Annotated in this window: 16 protein-coding genes; 10 read left to right on the top strand and 6 right to left on the bottom strand. The window is 43.1% G+C overall.

Annotated features, from left to right (window positions below):
* Positions 1-2 precede the first annotated feature (2 nt).
* Positions 3-2,066, bottom strand: coding sequence for a protein kinase domain-containing protein (locus AC04MN_RS02410; protein WP_475381588.1), 2,064 nt, complete (start codon positions 2,064-2,066; stop codon positions 3-5).
* A 64-nt stretch (positions 2,067-2,130) separates the two neighbouring features.
* On the opposite strand from AC04MN_RS02410, the gene coaE reads away from it, so the two are divergent.
* Complete coding sequence (gene coaE / locus AC04MN_RS02405) at positions 2,131-2,739, top strand: dephospho-CoA kinase (protein WP_475381587.1); 609 nt, start codon at positions 2,131-2,133, stop codon at positions 2,737-2,739.
* On the opposite strand, the gene AC04MN_RS02400 is transcribed toward coaE, so the two are convergent.
* On the bottom strand, positions 2,736-3,299 hold the full coding sequence (locus AC04MN_RS02400; RefSeq protein ID WP_475381586.1) for a hypothetical protein: 564 nt from the start codon (positions 3,297-3,299) through the stop codon (positions 2,736-2,738). The genes coaE and AC04MN_RS02400 overlap by 4 nt on opposite strands.
* 52 nt (positions 3,300-3,351) lie before the next feature.
* Between AC04MN_RS02400 and AC04MN_RS02395 the strand changes: the two genes are divergently transcribed.
* Entirely contained in the window at positions 3,352-4,539 is a 1,188-nt protein-coding gene (locus AC04MN_RS02395; RefSeq protein WP_475381585.1) for a PorV/PorQ family protein, read from the top strand.
* A gap of 68 nt (positions 4,540-4,607) precedes the next feature.
* On the opposite strand, the gene AC04MN_RS02390 is transcribed toward AC04MN_RS02395, so the two are convergent.
* Complete coding sequence (locus tag AC04MN_RS02390; protein ID WP_475381584.1) at positions 4,608-5,363, bottom strand: hypothetical protein; 756 nt, start codon at positions 5,361-5,363, stop codon at positions 4,608-4,610.
* A 162-nt stretch (positions 5,364-5,525) separates the two neighbouring features.
* Between AC04MN_RS02390 and AC04MN_RS02385 the strand changes: the two genes are divergently transcribed.
* From AC04MN_RS02385 to AC04MN_RS02365, 5 genes are read left to right on the top strand one after another with little or no spacing between them, the layout of a single operon-like run.
* Positions 5,526-6,617, top strand: coding sequence for a PorV/PorQ family protein (locus AC04MN_RS02385; protein WP_475381583.1), 1,092 nt, complete (start codon positions 5,526-5,528; stop codon positions 6,615-6,617).
* Positions 6,618-6,620: 3 nt separating this feature from the next.
* Positions 6,621-7,682: a hypothetical protein gene (locus AC04MN_RS02380; RefSeq protein WP_475381582.1), complete on the top strand. Its 1,062-nt coding sequence runs from the start codon at positions 6,621-6,623 to the stop codon at positions 7,680-7,682.
* Positions 7,675-8,796 carry a hypothetical protein gene (locus AC04MN_RS02375; protein ID WP_475381581.1) on the top strand — a complete coding sequence of 374 codons (1,122 nt, stop codon included), beginning with the start codon at positions 7,675-7,677 and terminating at the stop codon, positions 8,794-8,796. Before AC04MN_RS02380 ends, AC04MN_RS02375 begins: the two co-directional genes overlap by 8 nt.
* 2 nt (positions 8,797-8,798) lie before the next feature.
* The gene (locus AC04MN_RS02370) at positions 8,799-11,519 is read left to right on the top strand and encodes a PD-(D/E)XK nuclease family protein (RefSeq protein WP_475381580.1); all 2,721 of its coding nucleotides are present in this window, start codon (positions 8,799-8,801) and stop codon (positions 11,517-11,519) included.
* A complete protein-coding gene (locus AC04MN_RS02365) occupies positions 11,495-14,605 on the top strand; it encodes a UvrD-helicase domain-containing protein (RefSeq protein ID WP_475381579.1) in 3,111 nt (1,036 codons plus the stop codon). The genes AC04MN_RS02370 and AC04MN_RS02365 overlap by 25 nt, the downstream gene beginning before the upstream one ends.
* On the opposite strand, the gene AC04MN_RS02360 is transcribed toward AC04MN_RS02365, so the two are convergent.
* Genes AC04MN_RS02360 through AC04MN_RS02350 form a run of 3 tightly spaced genes read right to left on the bottom strand, consistent with a single transcriptional unit; the run spans position 14,574 to position 20,820 of the window.
* Positions 14,574-14,966, bottom strand: coding sequence for a hypothetical protein (locus AC04MN_RS02360; RefSeq protein WP_475381578.1), 393 nt, complete (start codon positions 14,964-14,966; stop codon positions 14,574-14,576). The two genes, AC04MN_RS02365 and AC04MN_RS02360, sit on opposite strands and share 32 nt — an antisense overlap.
* Positions 14,967-14,968: 2 nt before the next feature.
* A complete protein-coding gene (locus AC04MN_RS02355) occupies positions 14,969-19,897 on the bottom strand; it encodes a zinc-dependent metalloprotease (RefSeq protein ID WP_475381577.1) in 4,929 nt (1,642 codons plus the stop codon).
* Positions 19,898-19,923: 26 nt separating this feature from the next.
* The gene (locus tag AC04MN_RS02350; protein WP_475381576.1) at positions 19,924-20,820 is read right to left on the bottom strand and encodes a hypothetical protein; all 897 of its coding nucleotides are present in this window, start codon (positions 20,818-20,820) and stop codon (positions 19,924-19,926) included.
* 238 nt (positions 20,821-21,058) lie between these two features.
* Between AC04MN_RS02350 and udk the strand changes: the two genes are divergently transcribed.
* The 3 genes from udk (at position 21,059) to AC04MN_RS02335 (ending at position 23,321) form a co-directional block, all read left to right on the top strand.
* Positions 21,059-21,709, top strand: a complete 651-nt coding sequence (gene udk / locus AC04MN_RS02345; RefSeq protein WP_475381575.1) for a uridine kinase — start codon at positions 21,059-21,061, stop codon at positions 21,707-21,709.
* A 64-nt stretch (positions 21,710-21,773) separates the two neighbouring features.
* On the top strand, positions 21,774-22,535 hold the full coding sequence (gene rnhA / locus AC04MN_RS02340; protein ID WP_475381574.1) for a ribonuclease HI: 762 nt from the start codon (positions 21,774-21,776) through the stop codon (positions 22,533-22,535).
* Positions 22,536-22,538: 3 nt separating this feature from the next.
* Positions 22,539-23,321, top strand: a complete 783-nt coding sequence (locus tag AC04MN_RS02335; RefSeq protein WP_475381573.1) for an SDR family NAD(P)-dependent oxidoreductase — start codon at positions 22,539-22,541, stop codon at positions 23,319-23,321.
* Positions 23,322-23,342: the final 21 nt, after the last annotated feature.

The raw sequence follows: 23,342 nt of genomic DNA, 5'->3' as shown, positions 1-23,342 counted from the left end.
CTTTATTTCGCGTACGCCTTTTTAAGGCGGTCGATGCCCTCTAGGTTTCCGCCCTGAACTTTAATTTCGAAAAATGTATTTTCTTTCTTCTGAACAAAAATTTCTTGATTGCCGTAGATTGCAAATCCGTCAGAAATTTCTACTTGGTTCTTGCCTAGCTTGACCAGATATACCTGATCATCTTTTTTGGAAGGTACTTTGCCGTTGATTAGTACTAGATTTGTGCCGGCCAGTTTTACAGCAGGTCTAATCCGAACTTCAACCAGTTCATTCTCTGGAGGAATTTTGAAATGACGAGTATTTGCTGCCTCTTTAAAAATTTGCGTTGTTTCGTAAGGCTCAAAACCATTTTTTTCAAGTCTGATTTTGACGGGCTTTCCAGCTTGTACTGCGGCTCGAACCGGTGAAATACCATAGTCTTGGCCGTCGATTAGAATACGATCAACTTCAGGGTTTTCGGCGTAGATGGTTAAGGCAACCATTTCTAAAGGGTTGGAGGCCGATTTCGAAGCCATCTGAGCAGATTCTAGATTAGAATCTGTTGAAGCTGCCGCCGAGTCAGTGGCGGTGGACCCTGTATTTGCGGTATTACTTGAGCCTGCAGGTTGTTCTGCAGATCGAGGCGTTCTTTGCGGAGCCGTTGCCTGTCCTATAACTTTAGGACTTGGTGAAAAAATACCTTTGTTCCAAGCAAGGAACGCGGCCGAAGCTAAAAAGATGGAAAGAGCCGCTGGAACTAACCAATTAGATTTTTCCGTAGGGCGTGCTCCAATGCGAGTTCCAACCTTGGTGTGACTTATACTTGTTGATGTTTTTGAGCCTGATGGTGTAAACCCAGTTTGAGTTCCAGAGCCTGCACGTGTCAGTTGAGTTTTAGAGCGAAGGTCACCAGTGGTGCCAGTTTGTGTTCCGCCACCTTTGATAGATCCTAGGTCCACTTTGATATTTGCTGAAGTGTCGATGTTCAACACTTCGCCTTCGTCACGAGTCTCATCAATAATTGTGCGATCTATATTAGCCTTCGGCGGAGTTGGAATTTCAGTTCTTGTATTGCCAACCAAGGTTTTTTCGTTTTCAGGAGTATCTGCTATTTTGACTTTTGAGAACTCAACGCGCTTACGTTGAATCTCTAAGAATTCAGATGAGAAAGTTTCTTTCATGAAAACGGCAAAATCATGCGGAGAGAATTCCGGATAAGCTGTGTTTAAAAATCTATTTAAATCACGATGGAACGATGCCGTCGTTTGATAGCGAAGAGACTTATCCTTAGCCAGCGCTTTGTGAACAATCTTTTCTAGCTCGTTGGGAACACTTGGGTTTAATTTTCTGATTGGTGGAATCTGACACTCGCGAATCTTTCTTAAGATTGCGGCTTCGTTGCTTGCAGTGAACAAGCGATCGTTGGCTAAAAGTTCCCATAGCACAATACCTAACGAGAAAATATCGGTCGATGAATCGATGTACTGCCCGTCAGCCTGCTCTGGGCTCATGTATCCATATTTACCTTTGAGGGTGCCTGCTTTAGTTGCTTCCAGCTGAGTCTCGGCTTTGGCGATTCCGAAGTCGATCACCTTGACTTCACCATCATAGCTGATCATCAAGTTTTGTGGACTGACGTCTCGATGGATCACATTTAAAGGTTTTCCGGTAGAGCTGTCGACTCCGCGATGGGCATGATCCAAACCGGCGGCTGCTTCTTTAAGGATATACACGATTTGATCAACAGAAAGAGCGTTATTTTGTTTTTTTAGTTCTGTTGTAATTTGGCGAAGGTTTTTTCCTTCAAGATAATCCATTACTAAATAGAACTGATTACGTTCAACGCCGAAGTCAAAAATCGAGACGATGTTCGAATGAGTTAAGTTCACAGCGATTTTTGCTTCTTCTTTGAACATTTCTACGAATTCGGGATTTTCAGAGTACTGAGGTAGGATTCGTTTGATCGCTACGAACTTGTTAACGCCTTCAGCACCTGTTGACTTACTTAGATATACCTCTGCCATCCCGCCACTTGCGAGTTTTTCAAGAAGAATATATTTGCCGAACCGTTCGAAATTCTGAGACATTGAAGTTACTTCCTCGTATATTCAATATCGGGAAAATAATCAGAATTCTTAAGGAGTTATTGATATGAAGTGGGTAGGGCTGACCGGAGGTATTGGGACTGGAAAGTCGACAGTCGCCTCGTTGTTAGGACAAAGGTCTGTCCCGGTGATTGATGCTGATCAGATTGCGAAATCTGCTTTAGCGAGTGATTCTCCTGTGTTTTCAAAGATCTTAGATGCTTTTGGTCAACAGATTGTAGATCAAAGTCTAGGGCAGATTGATCGTAAGAAAATGGCCGAGGTCGTATTTGGTGATTCGGAACAAAAAAGGAAACTTGAAGGGATTGTCCATCCTTTTGTCCAGACTCAAGTCCAGGCATTGAAGCAGCGATATGCAGCGCAGGGGACTCCGTTGTTGATTTATGATGTGCCCCTTTTATTTGAAAATAACTTACAAGATCAGTTCGATGGAGTGATCGTTGTTCACTGCACGAAAGAGAAGCAAGTCCAACGAATTTCTAAACGTAATCCCGATTGGACTGTTCAGCAAATTGACCAACGAATAAAAAATCAGTGGCCGTTAGAGGAAAAGATTCGAAGAGCGACGTGGGCGATAGAAAATAATTTAGGACTTGGTGAATTAGAACAAAGACTTGACGAAGTCTTAAAGCAGATACGCTCGGGGAAATCTTAAAGAGAAATAACGTATCCGATATTAGCCAGAAGTTCGAATCCCACAACTGATGCGCCCAATCCGACTTCGCATTGAACTCGATCGTCGTAATCCATAAAGTTTTGCCATCCAATGATAGCTCGGGCTTGAAACCTTTTGAGTGCAGCGATGGCGGCAGGTCCATCTTTAGCTGGAAGGTACATGCCAAAGCTAGTTTTGTAATAGGTTTCCCAGATGGAATCACTAAGTGCTGGCCAGCGACGACCGACAAAGACACCAGCCATGGCTTTGGAGTGAACGGTTAGGTCGACTTCGACATTTTTAGGGTCGACGGTGTTTCGATAGTTTAGGTTGAATATGAAGGCCGTATCCGTCTCGCCTTTTTCAAGGATGGACCCCATCGACAGCCCAACGCCTAAAGTAAAACGATTTTCCCGAAGGGCGTTGGGATTTCCAGGTTCATCAAATTGTGAGTCTTGAATTTTAGGGGACTCAATCGTGCCCGTGATTACAGGAGCCGCATGATTGAGCTGAGGCATTAGGACTAAGGTCAAAAAAAACAAATATAAAGAAACTCGCATATATTCGATTATATTTTATCTATACAATTTTGGAAGCTGTTTGGAGGTTTAGATGCATAAAACTGCCTTAAAGGCCCTCATTATTACTTCAACCTTGACCTTTAGTTGTGCTACTTGGGCAGAGGATCCATCGGTATCTTTCCGAATTCATCATCAGTATCAATCAGTGCGCGCAATGGGAATGGGTGATGCCTTTGTGGCTGTTGCCAATGACTACTCTGCTTTGTTTTATAATCCAGCCGGATTGGCTCGGCGCGAAGATTCCGAGATCAATTTAAGTCTTGAAGGTGGGTTGACGCCAAAGTTTATAGAATTTGGAAAAGATCTTTCTGATGCTTCGCAGACTCCCGGAACAGATTCCGCCAAACAAGAGGCCATCATGAGTGCGATTCAAAAAGTATATGGCGAGACTTATGGTTTTCGCTTTACCCCAATGGCGGGAATTTGGGCTCGTCCGAAGTGGGCTTTAGGAGTCATTCCTTTGGATTTGAGCATGGAAGTGATTCCGCATCAGCAAGTTGGTCCTTCTTTAGATACAACGGTTTATGCAGATACAACGGTTGCTATGGCTTGGGCTCAGGACGTGCATTGGCTGTCGAATGCTAGAACATCGATTGGCGTGACTGGTAAGTTCGTGAATCGGGGATTCTTTTCGAAGGGAATTAATGCCATCGAAATTGCTGCCGATTCAAACTTAATTAAAAGCACAGACCTAAAGGAAGGCTACACCGTCGATGCGGATGTCGGAATGATTGTGACTCCTGAAATTCCTGGCGAGGGATGGTTTTGGCAAGCGATGAAGTTGGCCCGTCCATCTTTTGGGGCAGTTGTTCGAAATATTGGTGAAGTTGGGTTCGGTCAAAGCTTGAAGCTTTTTAATAAGGAAAAATCGGATAAGCCCGAGCGTTTGTATCGCGTGATCGATTTGGGATCTAAATTTGAACTTCCGCAGTTGGGAATCTTTAGCGGTCGAGCGGTCGCTGATATGCGGGATATAATGCATCCTCGTTTTAGTCCTCGGAAAGGTTTGCATTTAGGAGCTGAATTTGACTGGCGAATGGCTTCTTGGTGGAAGGGGCAATGGCGGGTAGGAGTTAATCAAGGTTATTTTACTGCCGGTTTTTCTGCTTTGCTTGGTGTGTTTAATCTAGATTTAGCAACCTACGGGGAAGATGTAGGAACGTACACAACACCAAAGCAAAACCGTGTTTATCAGATGAAAATGAGTTTGAATTTTTAGATCATTTCAGTTTAAAAACAAAAAAGCCCGAGATGAACTCTCGGGCTTTTTTATTTAAGGCTTATTTTTTAAGGAATGCTGGTGTTAGCAATATCTTCCAATAGGGCATCACCGACTCCTTGAGGGTTCGAGCCACCGCCACCATTCGTAATAGCTGTTGAAAGCATATTGCAAAGATCTTCGTTGGCCGAAGAGCTTGCACAGCTGACGTCATAGGTTGCGATGACAACTTGACCGATGGCCGTTTTTAAAGAGGCGCTGCTTAAGTTTCCGTCAACGACCATCGCAGTTACGCAATTCGATAGATTGTAAGCACCACCTGATTTAGCGCACTGAGCTTGGCTGGTTCCGGCGCCATCGTTACCAGCTTCAATGATTGCCATTGGAATATAGGCAAATGCCGAAAGAATTGTTGCGCCCTTTCCGCCAGAATTCCGGCAATATTGAAAAGTATTTTTTGCATTTAACGCATCTTCTGTCACATTTGCGCCAGTTGTAAAAGTGATCGCACTCATGAGTGCGGTTGTATCTCCGTTATTTAGGTTGGCCATCTTGGAAGCTATATCAGATGGATTTGTAAATCCCTCTCGCATAAAATTAGCAGAGCAAAGAATACTTTGTGCGCCCGTTGAGGTCAGCCCTGACACTTTTGATTTGCACGCGGCGATTCCCGTAGAATCTGATGATGAAGTGATTTTGTCTAAACAAGCTTGGGCATCTGCAATTTTATCAAGGTCTGTAGCTTTTCCACAAGATATCAGAGATACGCCAAGGCCGATTGTTAGCAAAGACTTCGCAGTAAAATTTTGCAGATTTAATGACATTATTCCTCCATGAATTAACAGAATTATTTTCCCTGAATATTCGTTAAAATGTGAGTTTAATAATAGCAAACCAGCCCCATGACTGGTTTAGCAAGTCCATTGGCCAGAAAGAGCCCGGACTAGTCTCAAAATGACCAGAGTCCTGCCGATAAGTTCGACATCATGAAATGGATTTCATCGACCTTAACTTTTATATTTATTTTCTTTTCTCTTCTATCCAGCGTAGAGGCGCGCGAGCGTTTCGAATTCTATAATGGCGTTCGTTGTTTGGGTATGGGGGGAGCTTGCATTGCAGTGACCAATGATGAAACTGCGTTGGCTATAAATCCTGCGGCCCTAGGCAAGGTGCGAGACTTTTATGGTACAATCTTTGACCCCGAAATCGAACTGCCAAACAAATATTTAAACTTTAATCAATCAGCATCTATTTCTAATCCTTGGGAGCTATCGAAGGTTAAGGCCAGTCTCGATGCCCGAAAAGGCGAGTACTACTACTCACGCTTGCAGGTGATGCCATCATTTGTGGGAAAAAATTTTGGAATAGGATTTCTTGGTAACTATCAACTTGGCGCTGTCGAAAGCGCTGACGGCGCGACAATAGACACATTCTATCGCAATGACATGGCTTTTCTTTTAGGATACAATCTTCGATTTTTTGATGGCCGAGTGAAGTTGGGTCTAAATGCAAAATTAATTTCTCGTATCGAATTGGACAATGTGACGATGTCTTCGGCAGCATCGACAACCCTAAGTTCAAACCCTTCAACGGCTGAAGGAGTTGGTTTGTCAACGGATGCGGCCTTGATTTTGGCAGCTCCATGGACGTGGATTCCGACTTTTGCGGTTGTGGCCCGAGATCTTGGGGGTACTTCTTTTGATAAGATGTCAGGTATCCGTATGACCACGACGTCTCGACCTGGAACTGTCAAGCAGACGGTGGATGCTGCGGTTGCACTGTTTCCTATTCACAACAATGGGGTGCGATCGTCGTGGACATTTGAAATGCGCGACGTTCTGAACGCGTATCAAATCGATAACAAAAATAAGCTTTATCATGCTGGCTTTGAATTAAATTTTTACGATGTTGCGTTTTTGAGGGCAGGGTATAATCAAAGTAAGTATTGGACGGCGGGCTTAGAGTTGGCTTCCGAGAGATTTCAGTTTCAGGTAGCCTCTTATGGTGAAGAGTACGGCGATGCCACGACGTCGAAAGAGAATCGCCGCACGGTATTTAAATTTGCATTGAGGTTTTAAAGAATGATGAAAAGATGGACCGCTATTTTAATATGTTTTGTCCTTACCGCAAGTTGTGGACAGAACCCATTAGGCGAGCTTAACACGGGAAGCTCGGCGGCGGCACTTTTGGAACAAATGAAAATTGATCTGGATAATGGCGATTATGATGAGGGCTATTCAGTAGCGCAAAATTTGATCGGCCGCTATCCAGGAAATGCGACGAGTGATGACTTTAAAAGAACTTATGGTGGAATCCTGGCTGGTCAGTGTGGATTTATCTTTACAACTTTTGTTTCAAATCTTGGAAGTGCTGCCGGCGCGACTCTTTTTCTAAAGCTAAAAAATGCATTCAGCACGGTCACTGTTAACGTCTCGAAGTGCACTTTGGCACTTTCAACGATGAATAGTCTTAGCAACCCAACTTCGTCGGATCGCTTGAATAAGCTGATTCTGCATCTGGCAAATATCGGGATTATATTGAAGGCGTCCTCTGTAGCGCCTGGTTTAAATACTTGTACAATCACGTCGCCGATTGCGGCGAATGAGATTTCTAGTACGAATATTAAGTTATTAGTTGCTAGTTTTGGCTCTGTTATTCAAAACGCAAACGATATTGCCAGTTCAATTAGTGGTGGTGTCGGAGGTCTTGATGCTTTAACTGCGGTATGCAACCCGGGCGCGGGGGCGAGTGCGGAAGAAATTGCATTGGCAAACATTCTTAATCCAATCTGTTCGTCGACAGACGCAAGCACTGTGACGGCTCAATCTGCGGCGACATTTCGCAGGCTCTTAGCAGATTCCACAATTGGCGTGGGATCCTGCGATATCGGTAATGATATGGCGATAGTTCGTGATGGTAACAATGATGGAGATACCAACGATGGGCTGGGGATTGACTTGGTCAATAGCGCAAATTTAGCGGTTCAAAGTAATTATTCTTGCTGTCCAAATTTGAAGTACAATCTAGGTACCGAAGATTCTTTGGAGGAGTTACTGGCGGTAATGCCGCCTCTTCCGGCTCCTCAGCAGGTGCCACCAGGTGGACCTGATATACCGCTGACTTCTGGAGTTAGCGATGATTAGGCTTGTATTATATATTGTAGTTTTTTCTTCTATAAATGGCCTGGCTTGGGCGGGGGCGGTTCCCGAATACAATCGGTCGATTCGGGCATTGGGGATGGGTGGCGCTTACGCCTCTATAGTTACTGGGAATGATATTCTTTATTACAATCCGGCAGCTTTGGCTTACAATGATGAATTGAATATTGAGCTGGTAAATTCAGGGGTTGGAGTCAATGGATTGTCGGTCGTTCAAAAAGTGCAAGATGCTGGGGATTTATCGGATCCAGTTAATCAAGCAAAACTTATGGGAACTCATTTGTGGTTAGGGGCCAACGGTCGTCTTTCATTGATTGCTCCTTATTTTGGCCTGGCTTTAGGAACCGAATACGAAGCGGATATGTATTTTCGAAATCCTTCTTTTCCAGAAATTCAGACCTATTTTAGAAATGACACCGACACACGCTTCTCTTTTGCTCATGGCCTAGGAGATAAAGGGGCTGTTGGGGTTACGATCAAGCGCGTAGCCCGATGGGGCGGTGATACTCTGACGTTGCCTATCACTGCTATTGCCGATCCGACCAGCCTGCAGAATATTCAGGATAACTTTGCGAACAAAGGAACTGGTTATGGCGCAGATTTGGCTATGATGTATAAGTGGGACGGTTTAATTTCTCAAAATTTTGCTGTGGTATTGCATGATATAGGAAGTACCGAATTTAAGAAAACAGCGGGTACTGATAATCCATCTCGAATCAAAGATAATTTGGTTCTTAGTTACGGGATGGCGATGGATCTTCCGGGTTTTGATTGGACGGCTGCGGTGGACTATCGACACGCCAATACGACGGGAATAGATTCTTCCAAAAAGTTACATATTGGCTCTGAGTTTTCATTGCCTTTTATCGATTTAAGAGTCGGAGCGAGTCAGGGCTATATGTCCTATGGCGTCGGCATGAATCTTTTTCTGCTGCGCCTAGATGCCGTTATGTACAAAGAAGAAATCGGAGCTTACGCGGGGCAAAGTGGTGATGATCGCGTGATGGTTGGTTTGACGCTTGATTTAGGCTTTGATGCAAACTTCAATTTCGTGGATAATAAAACCGGTAAGAAGCTAAAACTTAAACAGCGCCGGTAATAATGCTTAAAGTAATTCGAATTTCAAATCGATCGCAGGTTGATGCGATCTTCAACTCATTTGATCCACTAAGTACGACGTGGTTAGTTTCTGATTTGCGTACAAAGTTTGAACTTCAAGAAAACATACTGAATAAATATGGTTCTTACATTGACGAAACCGTTTATCGTGCTTCGGACTTATGGAAGCTATTATTACGACGTGCTCAGCCGGACCTAAAAATTGTCAGTGATCCTTTTATTCGGTCGTTAATTCGATCGCTCTTAGATCAGAATACCGAGTTATTGCAAGGATTGAACTCGTCTTCAGAAGAAACCATTTATGCGTATATTGAACAAATGGCGGCCATTGTTTTTCATCCGCAGGGCACCGAGGACTTAAATCAGTGGTTTGAGCAGCACCCCCAAAGCGAGCAGAAGTGGAAGAAGTGGTACCTGGCGGCGCGATGGATGGTCTTACAGCTTATGGGGCAACATAAAGTGCTATCGCAGCGTTGGATAGGGCCAGTTCTTTTGGCAAATATCCAGGTTGAAAATTTTTGGGATCGACCATTAGTGATAGATCTAGGAGCCGAGCTTTCAAAGACGGAAGCCGAGCTGATTCGTGCACTTTCGCGAGTTGTGGATGTGGTAGTTCTTTCACCTTACCCAAAATGGAGAGAGGACTTCAAATATCTTTTACAGCCCTATGATTTTTTAGAGGCAGAAGCTCAAGAGGTTATAAAGGTAGATCTTGATCAAGCTGTGCCCGTAGCGTCGGCGAAATCACAAACCGCTTTGCGTTTCTCGGGTATGTTGGCTGAAGTTAAGTTTGCAGTTGGACAAGTCCGAAAGTGGTTAGATCAGGGGATTTCAACTGCAAATATATTGGTGACAGCGCCAGACATCGAGTCCTACTGGCCCGTTTTAAAGTCATTTCTTGATGTCGAGGGGATTGCAGTTAATAAATCTTTGGCGGGCAAACTACAAAGTCTTCCGAATTTAACCAAATGGCTTTCTCAGATTCGGATTCGCTCAGGAAGATTAAGTGCTACAGACTTAGAGATTTCCTTCTACGAGTCAGAAAGAGCATCGCAGCTTCGGTTCGAGAAATTTAAAGCATTATTTAATACTTTATACGTTGAGGAAGACTTAAATCGCCATCAACTTTTGGTAGATGCTTTTAGTGGTAAGTTTGATCAACAAAAAATTGTCTCCCGGGATGAATTTGTGGCTCAGTCTTTAGTTTATTGGTCAGGCTCTGATTCCGAGCACTTGCAGGTTGTGCTTCGAGAGTTTTTAGCAAATGCAGTTTCTAATATTCGATTAGAATGGAGCGAATGGCTGAAGTATCTGGAATCAATTGTTGCTGTTAAGGAGTGGACAATTCAAAAAGCCGATCTCTTAGGTATTACGGTAACAAAACTTGCATCTGCTGGTTCTAATCAGTTTAGTCATCGGATTTTTTTGGGTTTGGTAGAGGATCAACTTAAAGCCAAATCAAAGCTTCAGTTGGATGGTAAAGAGTATTTCGAACTCGCTAAGGACTTGGGTTTTGTTTTAAATAATCCAGATTTTAGCGACCTGGATTTTGAGTTGAAGTGGATTTCCGAAAACCCTTCCAAAGTAGATTATTATTGTGTTGGTTTGTCAGATTTCACGGGTAAGTTGCAGGCCCCTTCAATGTTTTGGTTAGAAGTAGCAAATCATTTAGGTGAATCTCACGAAAGACTATCTGTACCAGATTCTGTGCGATGGGATGAAATTCAGACACAGGCTGTAGCTCGTCCAGGACGAATGAGTCAAGATCTGGGACTTGAAGAGCAAGATCGAATTTTGGTTTCGAAGGCGTTATCGTTGTCACCTAGTGGTATCAAAGACTATCACCAGTGTCCTTTTGTTTTTGCTGCAAGTCGCGTCTTTAGATTGGAAGATCATCCCGACATTGATCTTGATGTCGACCCAAGAACAAAAGGAAATTTAGCCCATTACTTGTTCGAGCAGCTAGGTAAAGAGCCCATCCGTTTCGACTGGAGCGATGCAGAGATTTTGGAGGTTCTTGAATGTGGCAGGAAAGAGAAAGAATTAGTGTTTGCCGCAGAAGAGCTTTGGATTCCAATGCGGCAAAAATATTTGAATTTAGCTAAAAGGTTTTTAGCATTTGAGAATGAACTGCGGTTACGATTTCCGAATTTGAAAACATTATCGGCGGAAAAGACGGTTCAGATTTGGTATAGCAAAGAGTCTCGTTCATTTAGTTTTGAAGCGTCCGAAAGTTCCGTGTTAATATCTGGTCGAATAGACCGGGTCGATGGTGATGGCAAGCAGATGGTGGTCATCGATTATAAATCAAGTGGTGCATCGGCTCCATCGACAGCAAAATGGATCGAAGAATGCGAATTACAGATGCCATTTTATATGTGGGCATTGGAAAAGCGTCAAGAGCCGCCTTTTACTGGCGAAGTCGATGCCGCTCTTTACTATATTTATCGTGATTTTAGTTTAAAAGGCTTTGTGGTTAATGAAAAAGCAGGCCGCCTTTATCAAGGAATAAAAACCACGAGCCGAAATAAGGTACAAAACGATCAGTCGGGCAAAGAGCAGCTTTTTAAGTCGTTCGAGGAACAGGTCGTTGATAAAATTTTAAAAGTTTCAGATGGAATTTTTGCACCAAAGCCAAGTGATGTATCGGAATGTTCTAAATGCAAATGGAGACGTTTATGTCGAGCCCCTCATCTGAATTAAGATCTTTCAGGAAAACCAAGATATTGAAGGCGGGGGCCGGTGCAGGTAAAACGACAACTCTGGTTCGTTTATTTTTAGATTTTGCTGTGGATTTTAAATTAGATCATGGGCGATTTCCAAAAATCGTTGTTTCTACGTTTACCAGAAAGGCGACGCAGGAACTTAAAGAGCGTCTTTCCAATAAAGCTCTAGACATGCGTTCAAATAATGCTTCCGACTCGGATTTGCATAAATCGGTTGTACATGATCTTTTTGAGTACGTCTCAACTAAATCTTTAGTTCATATCTCAACTATTCACGGTGTCCTAGGTTTATTTTTGGCAAGATATGGTTATATGCTGGGTTTGACTCCTGATTTTAAGATTGTTTCCGATGGGGATCTTAAAAGGCAGGTTCGCAGGCATTTAAGAAAGATATTGATTTCGAAAGCTGAATGGCGCGACCTTTTAGAGGAATTCGATTACGCCGCACTTGAAAAAGTGGTGATTGAGAATTTTGATTCTTCGCTAGTGTATCCTGATCTAAAACGTGCTGATGCTGTTTATCTTTTGAACCTAAGAGAGCAAAAATGGCAGATTTTGCAGAAGGAAGCTGCCGAAGTTTTTACAGCTATTCGCAATCAGACTGAGGGAACTAAGTGGGCAGAATATACAGAAGCCTATTTGAACCTATCCTGGAATAAAGGCTACGAGGCAGTGCGATTGGAATTAGAGCAAGATGAGCGTATTCCTAGAAAGCCGCCATTTAAAAGGGAAAAACCTCCATTTGACGAAGCCTTGCACGAGGACCTAGAAGCTTTACGTAAGAAGATAGACAAATTTTTAGCGAACGATGCATGGAGTGAGGCAGCCATTTCCCGCAACGATCAGGTTTCCAGAACTGTCGGCGAGGTTTGCGAGATATTTAATAAAGAATTTTTAAAAGAAAAGTTAGAGCTTGGCCAGATTTCGATGCGGGATATGGAGACCCTATCTTTGCATCTTCTGCGAACTCATCCAGATTCAGCAGTTCAGTTTTCGAAGGATTGGGATTTTTGGATGATTGATGAGTATCAAGATACAAGTCCTATTCAAGTCGAATTATTAAATAAATTAATCGGGGATCGTCCGGCTTTTTATGTCGGAGACCCTCAACAATCGATTTATCTTTTTCGAGGGGCCCGCAGTAAAGTCTTTCAAGAAAAAGTAGAGCAGATTCAGTCATCAGGTGGTGATTTTGAGCAAGCTGTGAATAACTACCGCTCTCATAAAAATGTTCTTTCTGTTTTTAACGAATACTTCACTCGAATGAGTCCTCAATTCGGTAAAATGACGGTACCTCAAGAGAAAGTTTTTTCTGATTTGAGTTTTCATCCATTGGAATTCTGGCTGACGGACTCTGACGAAGCACAAAACCTTGCGGTTATTCATAAAATACAGAAGGTGCTTCAATCGGGAGTTTCAGCGGAACAAATTTGCGTGCTCGGCCGTACAAATAGTCAACTGGAAGATCTGGCTCGACTGTCCGTCGAATACGGGCTTCCGGTTCAGCTTCATGCCGGAGGAAGTTTTTTTGAGCGTCGCGAAGTTCAAGATATTTTGCAGATCATGAAGGTTCTTTTAAACCCTCATGACAATGCAACGTTTTTAAGTGTTTTAAGGTCCCCGTGGTTTTTTGTCGAAGACTCTGAACTCACAAGCTATTGTCATAAATTCGAAAGCTCATTTTATTTAAAAGCATTGGGATTGACAGCCGGAAAGGCGGATCATCCCGCTCAGCAAATTTTAAAATATCAGCGTCGAGCCGAGGAAGTTGGTATCACTCGAACCTTGATCGAAATTATTCATGATAAAGAATTGATTAGTTATAGCCAACTGTTAGATCCATCGGGGCGACGAGAGGCAAATATATGGAAATTGATTTCGATGTTAAGTCAGGAAGAGCGACGGCCCGGATTTAATTTTTTAGATTTCGTTGACGAAAAAACGGGTAGTCGTGATCCCGATACTGCGTCCGAAGATGGAGACGCAACTCCGGTGATAGAACCGAAGCGAGTGAATTTTATGACAGTGCATGCTTCTAAGGGTCTGCAGTTTGAACATGTGATGGTCCCGTGGATGGATAATCGCTCTAGACCTTATGTGGCTCCAGTTTACATGGTTGATGAAATGACGGGGGTTTGGTCTATCAAGGTTAAGGATTCTGACTCACAAGAGTGGGTTTCATCAGGATTAATAGAAAATCTGGCAGAGGCAAGACAGCTAGAAGAACAAAAAGAGACCGAACGAGTTTTTTATGTCGCATTAACAAGAGCTATTTCGGGTATACATTTATTTTGGAAACATGCAGACAAGCTTGGTGGATGGGCGGCACTTTGTCCCTTTGATGTCTCTGAGGGGATTCATGAGTTTGAAAGTTTCACTTATTTAGTGCAAAGAGATATTCCAGAGCCGGAAAGAAGTAAAACTACTGAACGAATCCGTTTGCCAGTAAGAGCCCGCTATCAGAGCGATGCTACAGTCCAAGTTTTATTGGATTCAGACAGTGTAACGTCTTTGCTGGAAAAGCAAATGAAAGCAGCCAGTCAGTCCCATCCCAAAGAGCGAAATTTATTTGCCGGCTTGCAAAGAGCCCAGCAGGGTACTGATGCCCACCGCATATTTGAATCTTTAAAGTATTCAAATTTGACCGAGTTGCTGGTGGATCAAGATATTGAAACCCAAAAGGCTTTACAGTTTATTTGCTCAGAAAATGAAGTCCCATTGTCCCGGATTATTCAAAATGGATTTGCCGAGTGGGGATTTGCTATCAAAGAAAATGGACGACGTTTTCAAGGACAAATTGATTTATGGGGTGTCGTTGAAGGCGTTTGCTACATCGTTGATTATAAGACTGGTTCCCAGCGATATAGCGAACAGGCATTTAGGCAGCTTGAGTTTTATGCCTGGTGTTTATTGAAAATGAAGAAAGCGCAGGATATTCCCCTTTGTCTAGCCGTTGTTTATCCATTCGAACAAACTATAAAGCGACTAGACTATGGAAGAATTGAATCTATTAAGGGTAAAGTCGAAGAATTTATCGGCATTGGAGTTGCGCCCAAGCTTTGAGTTCTTTTGATTTTGATTTAGCAGGATTAAACCAAACTGGATCTTTTGGCATATAGACGTCGCGCATGACATGAGGATTGAATTGCGACTCAAAAGGGATTCCTTCACAAACCCCTTCAGTTCCATTATCCGAGGTGTACCAGTCCGCGTAGCTAGCTTTAACGATGGTTTCTTTTTTATTTTTATCGATGCATTTGTATTCGCATGTCCAACTTCGTCGTGTTCCGTACCAAGTTTCTTCAAAAAAAATATACTTTTTTGAATAAATATCTGGAAGACATCCGCAGGAAGCGGCCATTGCAGCAAGTGGGCTTGCTGCAATGGATGCAATTATCATAAGTTTAATCCAGATTCTATTCATAATTATCTTGCGTACTCAGGGTTCGTCATCATCGTCAATTTGCTCAAGAATTCCATATTCTTCATTTGTAAACCGTACTTGAACTCTGTTTGGCCACCGGATGCAATTTGACCTACAACTTGACCAATATCAGCAAGTGGAGTGTTTTTGCCTTCAAATTGTTTTGCAAAATTAGCCACCACTGTTGAAGTTGCCTCTTGAGCGAAGTCTACAAGTGGAAGTGTTTTGCCAATTTCTTGCAGTTGACCTTTAAGCCCAACAATCACATCTTCAGCGCTTGCAGGAACCAAAAGTGCAGTCAAGGCACCCGTGATAATCTGCTTGTTCATCTCATTGATCAACTGAGCTTGTCCCTCTGCGCTCAATTGTGGGTTTTGAGCTGCCAATTCATCAGAGATCAGTTTTGCAGCCTTGATTTCTGCCACCAAAGTATCAGTTGCAGCCTTCAATTTAGCCTTTGAATCCGCAATCATCTTTTTATCTGCCTCTGAAGCTTTGTTACCCTTTAAGCTTTCGATTAAAGAGATTTGTAACTGTGCTGCAGACATTTGTTGCATGATCGGTGAAAGCTTATCTGAAACTTGCAAGAAATTGTTCAATTCAGCAGCGCCTTCTAGCAATCCTTGAGCAACGGCCGCATTATCAAGAGCCCAGAACATAACCTTGGCAGCAGAAGTTGACTTCACACCAAGTTGGCTTAAAGATAGACGATCTTCAGGTCCTTTGCCGATAGTTGTTCCAACTTTGAACAAGTTTGCAAAGTTGTCTTTATCGCGCAAGGCATTGGCTTCAAGTCCCAACACAGAGTTGATTGCAGCGTAAGCTCTCATCGTTGGAGAAATTATATTCTCTCCTTGTACGGGTACAAAGCCACCTTCTTTTGAAAGGATCATTGGTCTTTGTTCATTTGCAAGGATAGACATCAAAGTATTCACTGCAATGCTCTTGTCTGGAGTGTCCATTCCCAAGAAATACTTTTCAAAGTCTAGGAACGAGAACTCAACGTTCGAATTCCAGTATTTGAAGTATGGCAAACCTTTCAAAGTTAATAATTGAATTGCTAGCACTTTATCGTTTTCAATTCCGATTGTACTTAAGCGATCCGGTGACATTGCCTGATCTGCCAAGCTCTTTCTTTCGAACACGATAGGCGTCACTTTGCCTGATTGGTCCTTATTCGCAGCCACATCAAGTTGGAACGGGAAGTCTTCACGTACTCCTGCAGTTTGGTCTGGTGTGTACACAACGCTTGTTAAGAATAAGTAAGCTTTCAACGAGGCCTTGAAGTAGTCTTGGATCTCATCTTGAGGCTTATCTCTGTTAACTGCTAATGTATACATAAGTTCGTCGAAGTATTGGCGTAATGAGATCATTGTTCTCATTGTTGAACCAACGGCGTAAGACTTTGATCTTAAGTCGAAATTCAAGCGATCCCAAGCGTGGTAAGCAGCAACGTGATTTTCTTTGTAATCAGCGATCAAATTATCAACGATTTCTTCCGCAGATCCACCGACGTCGAAGCGCTGACATGTAGGCTCATATCCAACATGGATATCAGTACAATATTTGTAAGGCTTCAATAGACCCATGACATCATACTTAGTTAGATTGATCCATGAATTCTTGAGCTTCTTAACTTCTTCAACATGGACGTATTTTCCATCAACAAGGTTGGCAAACTTGCTCTTCACAGTAGCTAGGGCTTCAGAATCTTGGTTGATTTCAATCAAACCAGTATGAGCGGCGCGTAGAGCGTGAGAGTCGTACTCACCAATTCCGCCCCACTGCAAGTTCGCAGGCTCAATATAATCCATGATCGAAGAATAATTCGTAATTGTGTTTCCGCTACTATCCTTCTTCCAGTTTGCTTTATCGTAAGAAGCGATAAAGTTGTGTGTTAAACCTTGAGAGTGACCCATTTCGTGACCAAGGTCAAAGTATAGAGCTCGCTTCAAGGCCTGATTAAAGTCAGCACCTGCGTACGAGAAGTTCAATGACTCGCGGCCAGAGAATTCAAGAACACAGCCGTTTTGCTTAGCAATTTTTGCTCTGATCTGATCACGAACCTTCATTGCGGCAACGCGGTTCTTCAAGACGTTGCGATTGTGTTCGGACATCTTGTTGCCCATTGAGTTTAGCATCTCTTCAGCTAGGATGCCTTCAACATCTAGCATTCCTGTATCAGCTTTTTCAATCGAACGACGAAGAGCTTTTTCGACCCATGCCGTTTCCATGTTTGCTGGTGCAAACTTGAAGGCTCCAATGCCACCCAATGCTTTACGGTCGGCAACAATTTTAGCTACCTGTGATTTAACAATATTCACTCTGCGAAGGCTCGAGTTGATATCTACGGACTTTACTTGGCGCTTTTCACCTTCAATCTTGGCTAACGAAGATTTTAAAGACTTAGTGAATTTAGCAAGTTTAGCAGCACCTTCTTGAGCGTCGCTTGCGGCACCTGCTGGAGCTACTTTAGCAGCCTCAGTTTTTTCCAATTGCACGACTGCCTCTTTCTCAAGGCTGATAACTTCTTCTTGGTACTTGTTAAGATTTTTCAGGCCACGACGTGCACCCTCAACAAACTTAGACAAATTACCAGCGTAGATGATCAGTGAGTCAGCGACAACGATACCAGAGCGATTGTTAAAACCAACCTGAGAAACACCCAAGACGCCGTGGTTATCATTGATTTTATTTTCAAAGTGGATGATGTTTTTGTCTAGATCACCAAGATGACCAGTCACACCAGCATCGCCTTCGAATTGCACCTCGATATAGTTTCCATTACGTTCAAAGCCTTTTACGCCTTTGAAAGCTTTTGAGTATGCATCATTCCATGCTTGGATAATTTCTTTGATTGTTTCTTTGTAAAGCTCACGGCGCTTTAAATCATCAGTAGGCAAGTTAGTAACTGTGTAAACAAGCTTGCGGCCGTTACGGAAGTCCTGAACAACTGGAATATCCAATTGTTGGCCTTCACGGCTGTAAGATCCACCTTCTTTTGTCGGGTCAAACTTACCAATTGTCCATACGCCGTAACCCATCATGTTTTGAGCTGGGAATGGAACGCTAGGTACGAAAGACTGATCCTGGTGGTTCTGATGCTTTGTTGTATCTTTTTTCAGGAAAGAAATGCGCTCTTGTAGACGAGCCGTCAACTGAGCTGGCAATCCACCTGGGTTGTAGTCATTCGCAGCACTATAGATTCCTACGCAGGCTTCGGTAGGAGCCAATGCGGCTTTGTAACTGAATGTGAAGTTTAGTACACCTTCATTCATGCGCATATCAACATTAGACACGACTTGGTCTGCAACGCCAGCCAAGCATCCGCCGCCGCCGTAGTAGGCGACAGGAGAGTGGGTCGCTGGTAACATATTGTCAGTCCAGCTCATTGCAATGTATTCTGCATTTTCTTTATTCGTTTTTACCCAACGCGGGAAAGCGTACGGAGTACCACGCGAATCTGCCACTTCGCGACGAAGATAGCGAACTGGGATCGTCATTAAGTCTTCAATATCGTTATCGTTGGATCCAGTTTTAAACTCAATAATCTTGTCAGCTCGTCGAACAACAAGTCGTTGATCTTCAAGATCGAATTTAACGATTAATAACTCAGAAGCTTCACCCGGCATAAACGTCGTAGAAACTGGCGCATCAGCTAAAGTTCGACGGAAGAAGAATTCTGCATTTTTGATATCTGCCACGCGAAGAACAGTCGAAGAGTCGTAAACTTCGTCTGCGGTAACGCGACGTGGTTCAGCCATCTCAGGAATATGAACTAGGCCTACAGAGTCTGTATAAGGAACAGTTTCGATACGAGCAACGGCACCTTCAGATCCAAAGCGATCTGCGGGTGGCAATTGAACACGAACGAATGCAACAGGAACCACAAAGCGGTAGATAGTTACGCAGTCATCAGTTGGTGACTTGCCTAGTTTAGTGCGAAGATCTGCCGAGCACTCTTCGATACGGCCTCGCGCAGAACCGGTCTTAAGTAACTGAAGTTCTGTTTCAGACAACTTTGATTTTTCTGTGATTTCAAAAATATTTAAACCGTCATCATCAACAGAGGTCATGACAACAGCATCATCACGAAGATCTGCTTTAACTTTAAAGTTAGTGCGCAGTTCTTCCATGCGCATAACTTTGCCATTGATGCTTTTTACAGAGAATGTGCGGTCAAGTTGTTGCTTGTCCGAGACATCAAGACCTACAGGATTTAAAGAGTCTTTTCTTGGGCTAAGCTTAATATGAGTTGCTTGATCCCAATCAGTTTCTTTCAGCTGAAGATTTGAAGTTTCTTCCTTTAGATCATTTTTAACTCTTTGTACAATACCTTTGCCGATAACTTCATATTTGAAAATAGGCACAAGATATTTTGCTGTCGTGTTTTGTCCTTTAGATAAAGTTAGCTTTTTGATTTCAGAAGCTAGCTTTTCACGTTCCGCTGCTGAACGAGTCTTTTGGATTTTTTGAGAAAGGACTACTTCTTGGCGAGATTTCGCATATTGTTTTTCCAGCGTTGATAGCTCGTCCAGACCAGTAACTTCTTTCCAGGCAGTGACATGGCGGCGGTCAACTGTAAAGACGATAGGCATTTCCGATTCTTTTTGTCCCGTGACCTCAAGGCCATCAAACATAAAGCGCAGGCGCTCGGGAACTTTTGCCGATTCAACTTCGACCAATCCTTTTTCAGAATAAGCCTTGAATTGGCTAACACCATCATTTTCAAGGACTCGTGAAGAAGTCTTTAATGAAAACTCGGCTTTATCTTGTTCGATATTTCCAAAATCAGAAATTGCGAACACTTGTTCAGCTTCGGTTTCAGAGAAAGTGGCGTCTCTTTTCTTAGTACATGCTGTCACCGACAAAACAGCCGGCAAAGCGTAAAGTAGAAGAGACTTGGATATTTTCAGAGATTGGAACTTCATATTATTTTCTCCGTTCTTTCTCAAAATTAGAAACCAAATGTCACTGATCCATAAACCAGTGAGCTGTTCTCGTTAAGTAATGCAATGTTTGAGCCACGACCATCGGGTTTAAGGGCATTTCCGGAATTAGAGTGTCCCAAAGCGATATTCGTCGAATCACTTAATTGGTAGCCAAGCTCTTCTGTGTGTTGGAAGGCTTGTTTCATGTAGCCCTGGTAGGTCCACGCATTTTTATTGATAAATTCAATAGATAGCGCAAATTTACCAAGCTCTTTTCCGGCCGAAATGGTTTGTGATAAAGAGTATTTGTTCAGTACGGAGCCGTTAATATTGGTGTCATACTTATGGATATTTTGACCGCCACCGATTCCTACTAGAAAAGACCAACCCGGAGCAACCTCGGGATTTAGGCTCAAATTGAGACCAGTGCGAAGCCCTACAATCAAGTTGTCACGGGTTGAAGATGCCTTACTTGTAGGTAGTATTGCCGAAATTGAGCCTCCCAATTTCCAATTCGATCCCACTTTGGTAATGGGACGTGAAAGGGATAGTGAGGAGTCTTCGGGGGTATTGTTTGCGGAATCTTTTAGATCCTGAGAATAAGCTGTCGAGAAGGAAAGTGTACTTTTTGTTGTGACCTTCAAAGATCCTTTAAAAGAGTAGGTCATCCGTTCAGACATTGTTCCGTCTTGAAAATCAATCATGTTTCGCGATCTTGAGATGTTTATCATGCCCGAAAACAAAGGCGGCGCTTTAAGGGCTTCTTTGATTTCAGCCTCAGTCGTAGTACTGGTCTGAGCTGTCGGGAGTTGTTTATTAGAGTTAGCAGCCAAAGAGGGCGACGATAGGAAAAAGAGCATCGAAAATATCGAAGTCAGTTGTAGAGCTGAATCCATTTTTTTACTCGCGCGTCTTAAATTCATTTTCACATCCCTCGTAAAGGTGGTCGCTGGTGTCATTAGTCCACCTATTCCGCCAAAGACCTAATATGCGAAGGATGTGCCATCTTATGTTCCGGATTTAGGGGGCGACTTGTGTCTAAGCTTTTTACAGCAGACCCAATTGAGTCCTTTCTATTCTACAAATTCAAAAGTCTTTGCAGAGGTTCGAGAACATTTTTGCTATAACTTTCGGATTGCAGAAATAAGAAAGGCTTATGGGATGAATCAAGAAATTTTTGTTCTAGGAGTGGCGGGCGGAAGTGGATCTGGTAAGACTTATTTTGCAAAAGATCTAGTTCAACGGATGGGGCTCGAAATTTCGACTTTGGTTTATCAGGATAATTACTATCTAGATCAGTCAGGACGTTTTGATCACGATGGCGGGTCAGTTAATTTTGACCATCCTTCGGCATTAGATTTTTCTTTATTGGCTGATTCTTTACGGCAGTTGAAGCAAGGCCAAAACATTCAAATGCCGATCTACGATTTCGCTACTCACACTCGATCGGAACAAAGCATTCTGGTTAGGCCCAAGCGTTTGGTTATTGTGGATGGCATTTTGATTCTTCACTCGAAAGAGGTTCGAGAGGTTCTAGACGCGGCCGTATTTTTCGATACTCCAGAGTTGCTTCGTTTTCAGCGACGACTAGAGCGAGACGTAAAAGAGCGAGGTCGCACGGCTGAAGGGGTTTTTAATCAATTTTTCAAACAAGTACAGCCGATGCACGAAGAATATGTTCAACCTTCGAAGCAATATGCTCGGTGGGTTATTCAAGACTTTGAAGAATACGAAGAAGGCCTAATGGAGGTCGAAGGGTTTTTGAGAGTTATTTTAGGCCTAGAGTCCTTCGAACGCAGTCGATCTATTTAGTCCCAACGATCGGCTACCGCATTGTGTATTTCGTAATTCGGTCTTTCAAGATACAGTGGTTCCTATGACCGAATCTGCAGAATCTAAATTATTGCCATCTATTATTGTCTTTTCGGATGGAGCTTGCTCTGGCAATCCTGGGCCGGGGGGCTGGGGCACCGTCATCGTCCTTCGTGATGCTTCTGTGAAAGAACTTGGTGGCGGCGACGAGGCAACAACGAACAACCGTATGGAAATGATGGGAGTTGTTCGGGCTCTCGAGTATCTAAAAGGCACTCCGGGGCCGATCGATTTTTATACTGATTCGGTCTATGTTATTCGCGGCATTACCCAGTGGATTTGGGGATGGCGCAGAAATGGTTGGAAAACCTCCGATGGAAAAGAAGTTTCGAACCAGGATCTTTGGGAACGTTTGAGTGCCTTAGTTCAGTCGCGAAGTGCTTTGGGTAAAATCGAATGGAAGTATTCTCGGGGGCATATCGGTATCCCTGGTAATGAGCGTTGCGACGAAATTGCAGTGGCCTTTTCGAAAAAATATTATATCCCTTTGTTCGAGGGTAGCATCTTAAAATACTCGGTTCCAATTATGGATCTTCCCGAGAATACAGATTTGCCAGAATACAAACCTAAAACTGAAAAAGTCGCAGCTTTTGGCTATTTATCCAATCTTGGTGGTATAGTTTATATGCACAAAGATTGGGGCGCTTGCGAGCGAAGAGTAAAAGGTCAGTCTGGGGCTAAGTTTAAAAAAGTTCTTTCACGCTCGGAAGTCGCTGAAGTTTTAAAATCGTGGGGGCTTTCGTCTGATCACGAAATAAAGGAATAGGTTATGGAAATTACGGGTCGTAAGGTCGTTGTTACCGGAGCTAGTCGTGGAATTGGTCGGGCTTTTGCTAGAATGTGTGCTGAAAATAAGGCGCACATCATTTTGGTAGTTCGCAAGCAGGATTCAGATTTTGAAAAAGAGCTATCGAATCTTGGGGCGGCATCTGTAGAAACTCTACTTGCGGACTTAGTTCATCGTGCAGAGGTTGAGTCGCTTGCTGAAAAATTAAATTCTCGGCAAATTGATATTTTATTTAACAATGCAGGATTGCTGACGGGTGGTTTGATTGAAGAACAACCGCTTGATGATATTTATAATATGTTGCAAGTGAACGTAAATGCACTGATTCACTTATCTCGAGCGGTGTTGCCGGGAATGGTGTCCCGTCGTCGCGGAAAAATTATTAATAACTCTAGCGTTTCAGCCTATATGCATTTTCCTTGCGCTAGTACTTATGCTGCTTCAAAAGCAGCCGTCGCGGCATTTACGGATTGTATTCGGGTCGAGCTAAAAAACACCGGAGTTGATACCTTGTTGTTAATAACGCCTGGGATTAAGACGGATATGTTTGATGATATTTCGGTCAAATATGGAAAGAACTTAGAAGTTCCAAAAGATCACATATCACCGACTCAGTATGCGGCCATGATTCGAGAGGCTATTTTGAACGATGTAGCGGTTTTGAGTCCATCAGGTTTGACTGCCGTAGGTCTTTCTGTTGCTAAGTATGTTCCTCGAGTCTTCGAATTTGCGGTCACGAAACGCTTTCAAAGACAAAGTAAATAAAAAAAGGAGCCAAGCGGCTCC

This window comes from Bdellovibrio sp. ZFWA1 (genome assembly GCF_056175665.1).
This window is presented reverse-complemented; position numbering and strand designations above follow the sequence as displayed.

Bases quoted from the DNA above. Each gene is read 5' to 3' on its own strand.
- AC04MN_RS02390 (WP_475381584.1), bottom strand. From the start codon at position 5,363: ATGTCATTAAATCTGCAAAATTTTACTGCGAAGTCTTTGCTAACAATC.
- AC04MN_RS02335 (WP_475381573.1), top strand. From the start codon at position 22,539: ATGGAAATTACGGGTCGTAAGGTCGTTGTTACCGGAGCTAGTCGTGGA.
- AC04MN_RS02350 (WP_475381576.1), bottom strand. From the start codon at position 20,820: ATGAATTTAAGACGCGCGAGTAAAAAAATGGATTCAGCTCTACAACTG.
- AC04MN_RS02375 (WP_475381581.1), top strand. From the start codon at position 7,675: ATGATTAGGCTTGTATTATATATTGTAGTTTTTTCTTCTATAAATGGC.
- AC04MN_RS02400 (WP_475381586.1), bottom strand. From the start codon at position 3,299: ATGCGAGTTTCTTTATATTTGTTTTTTTTGACCTTAGTCCTAATGCCT.
- AC04MN_RS02355 (WP_475381577.1), bottom strand. From the start codon at position 19,897: ATGAAGTTCCAATCTCTGAAAATATCCAAGTCTCTTCTACTTTACGCT.
- AC04MN_RS02365 (WP_475381579.1), top strand. From the start codon at position 11,495: ATGTCGAGCCCCTCATCTGAATTAAGATCTTTCAGGAAAACCAAGATA.
- AC04MN_RS02395 (WP_475381585.1), top strand. From the start codon at position 3,352: ATGCATAAAACTGCCTTAAAGGCCCTCATTATTACTTCAACCTTGACC.
- AC04MN_RS02370 (WP_475381580.1), top strand. From the start codon at position 8,799: ATGCTTAAAGTAATTCGAATTTCAAATCGATCGCAGGTTGATGCGATC.
- AC04MN_RS02385 (WP_475381583.1), top strand. From the start codon at position 5,526: ATGAAATGGATTTCATCGACCTTAACTTTTATATTTATTTTCTTTTCT.
- coaE (WP_475381587.1), top strand. From the start codon at position 2,131: ATGAAGTGGGTAGGGCTGACCGGAGGTATTGGGACTGGAAAGTCGACA.
- AC04MN_RS02380 (WP_475381582.1), top strand. From the start codon at position 6,621: ATGATGAAAAGATGGACCGCTATTTTAATATGTTTTGTCCTTACCGCA.
- udk (WP_475381575.1), top strand. From the start codon at position 21,059: ATGAATCAAGAAATTTTTGTTCTAGGAGTGGCGGGCGGAAGTGGATCT.
- rnhA (WP_475381574.1), top strand. From the start codon at position 21,774: ATGACCGAATCTGCAGAATCTAAATTATTGCCATCTATTATTGTCTTT.
- AC04MN_RS02360 (WP_475381578.1), bottom strand. From the start codon at position 14,966: ATGAATAGAATCTGGATTAAACTTATGATAATTGCATCCATTGCAGCA.
- AC04MN_RS02410 (WP_475381588.1), bottom strand. From the start codon at position 2,066: ATGTCTCAGAATTTCGAACGGTTCGGCAAATATATTCTTCTTGAAAAA.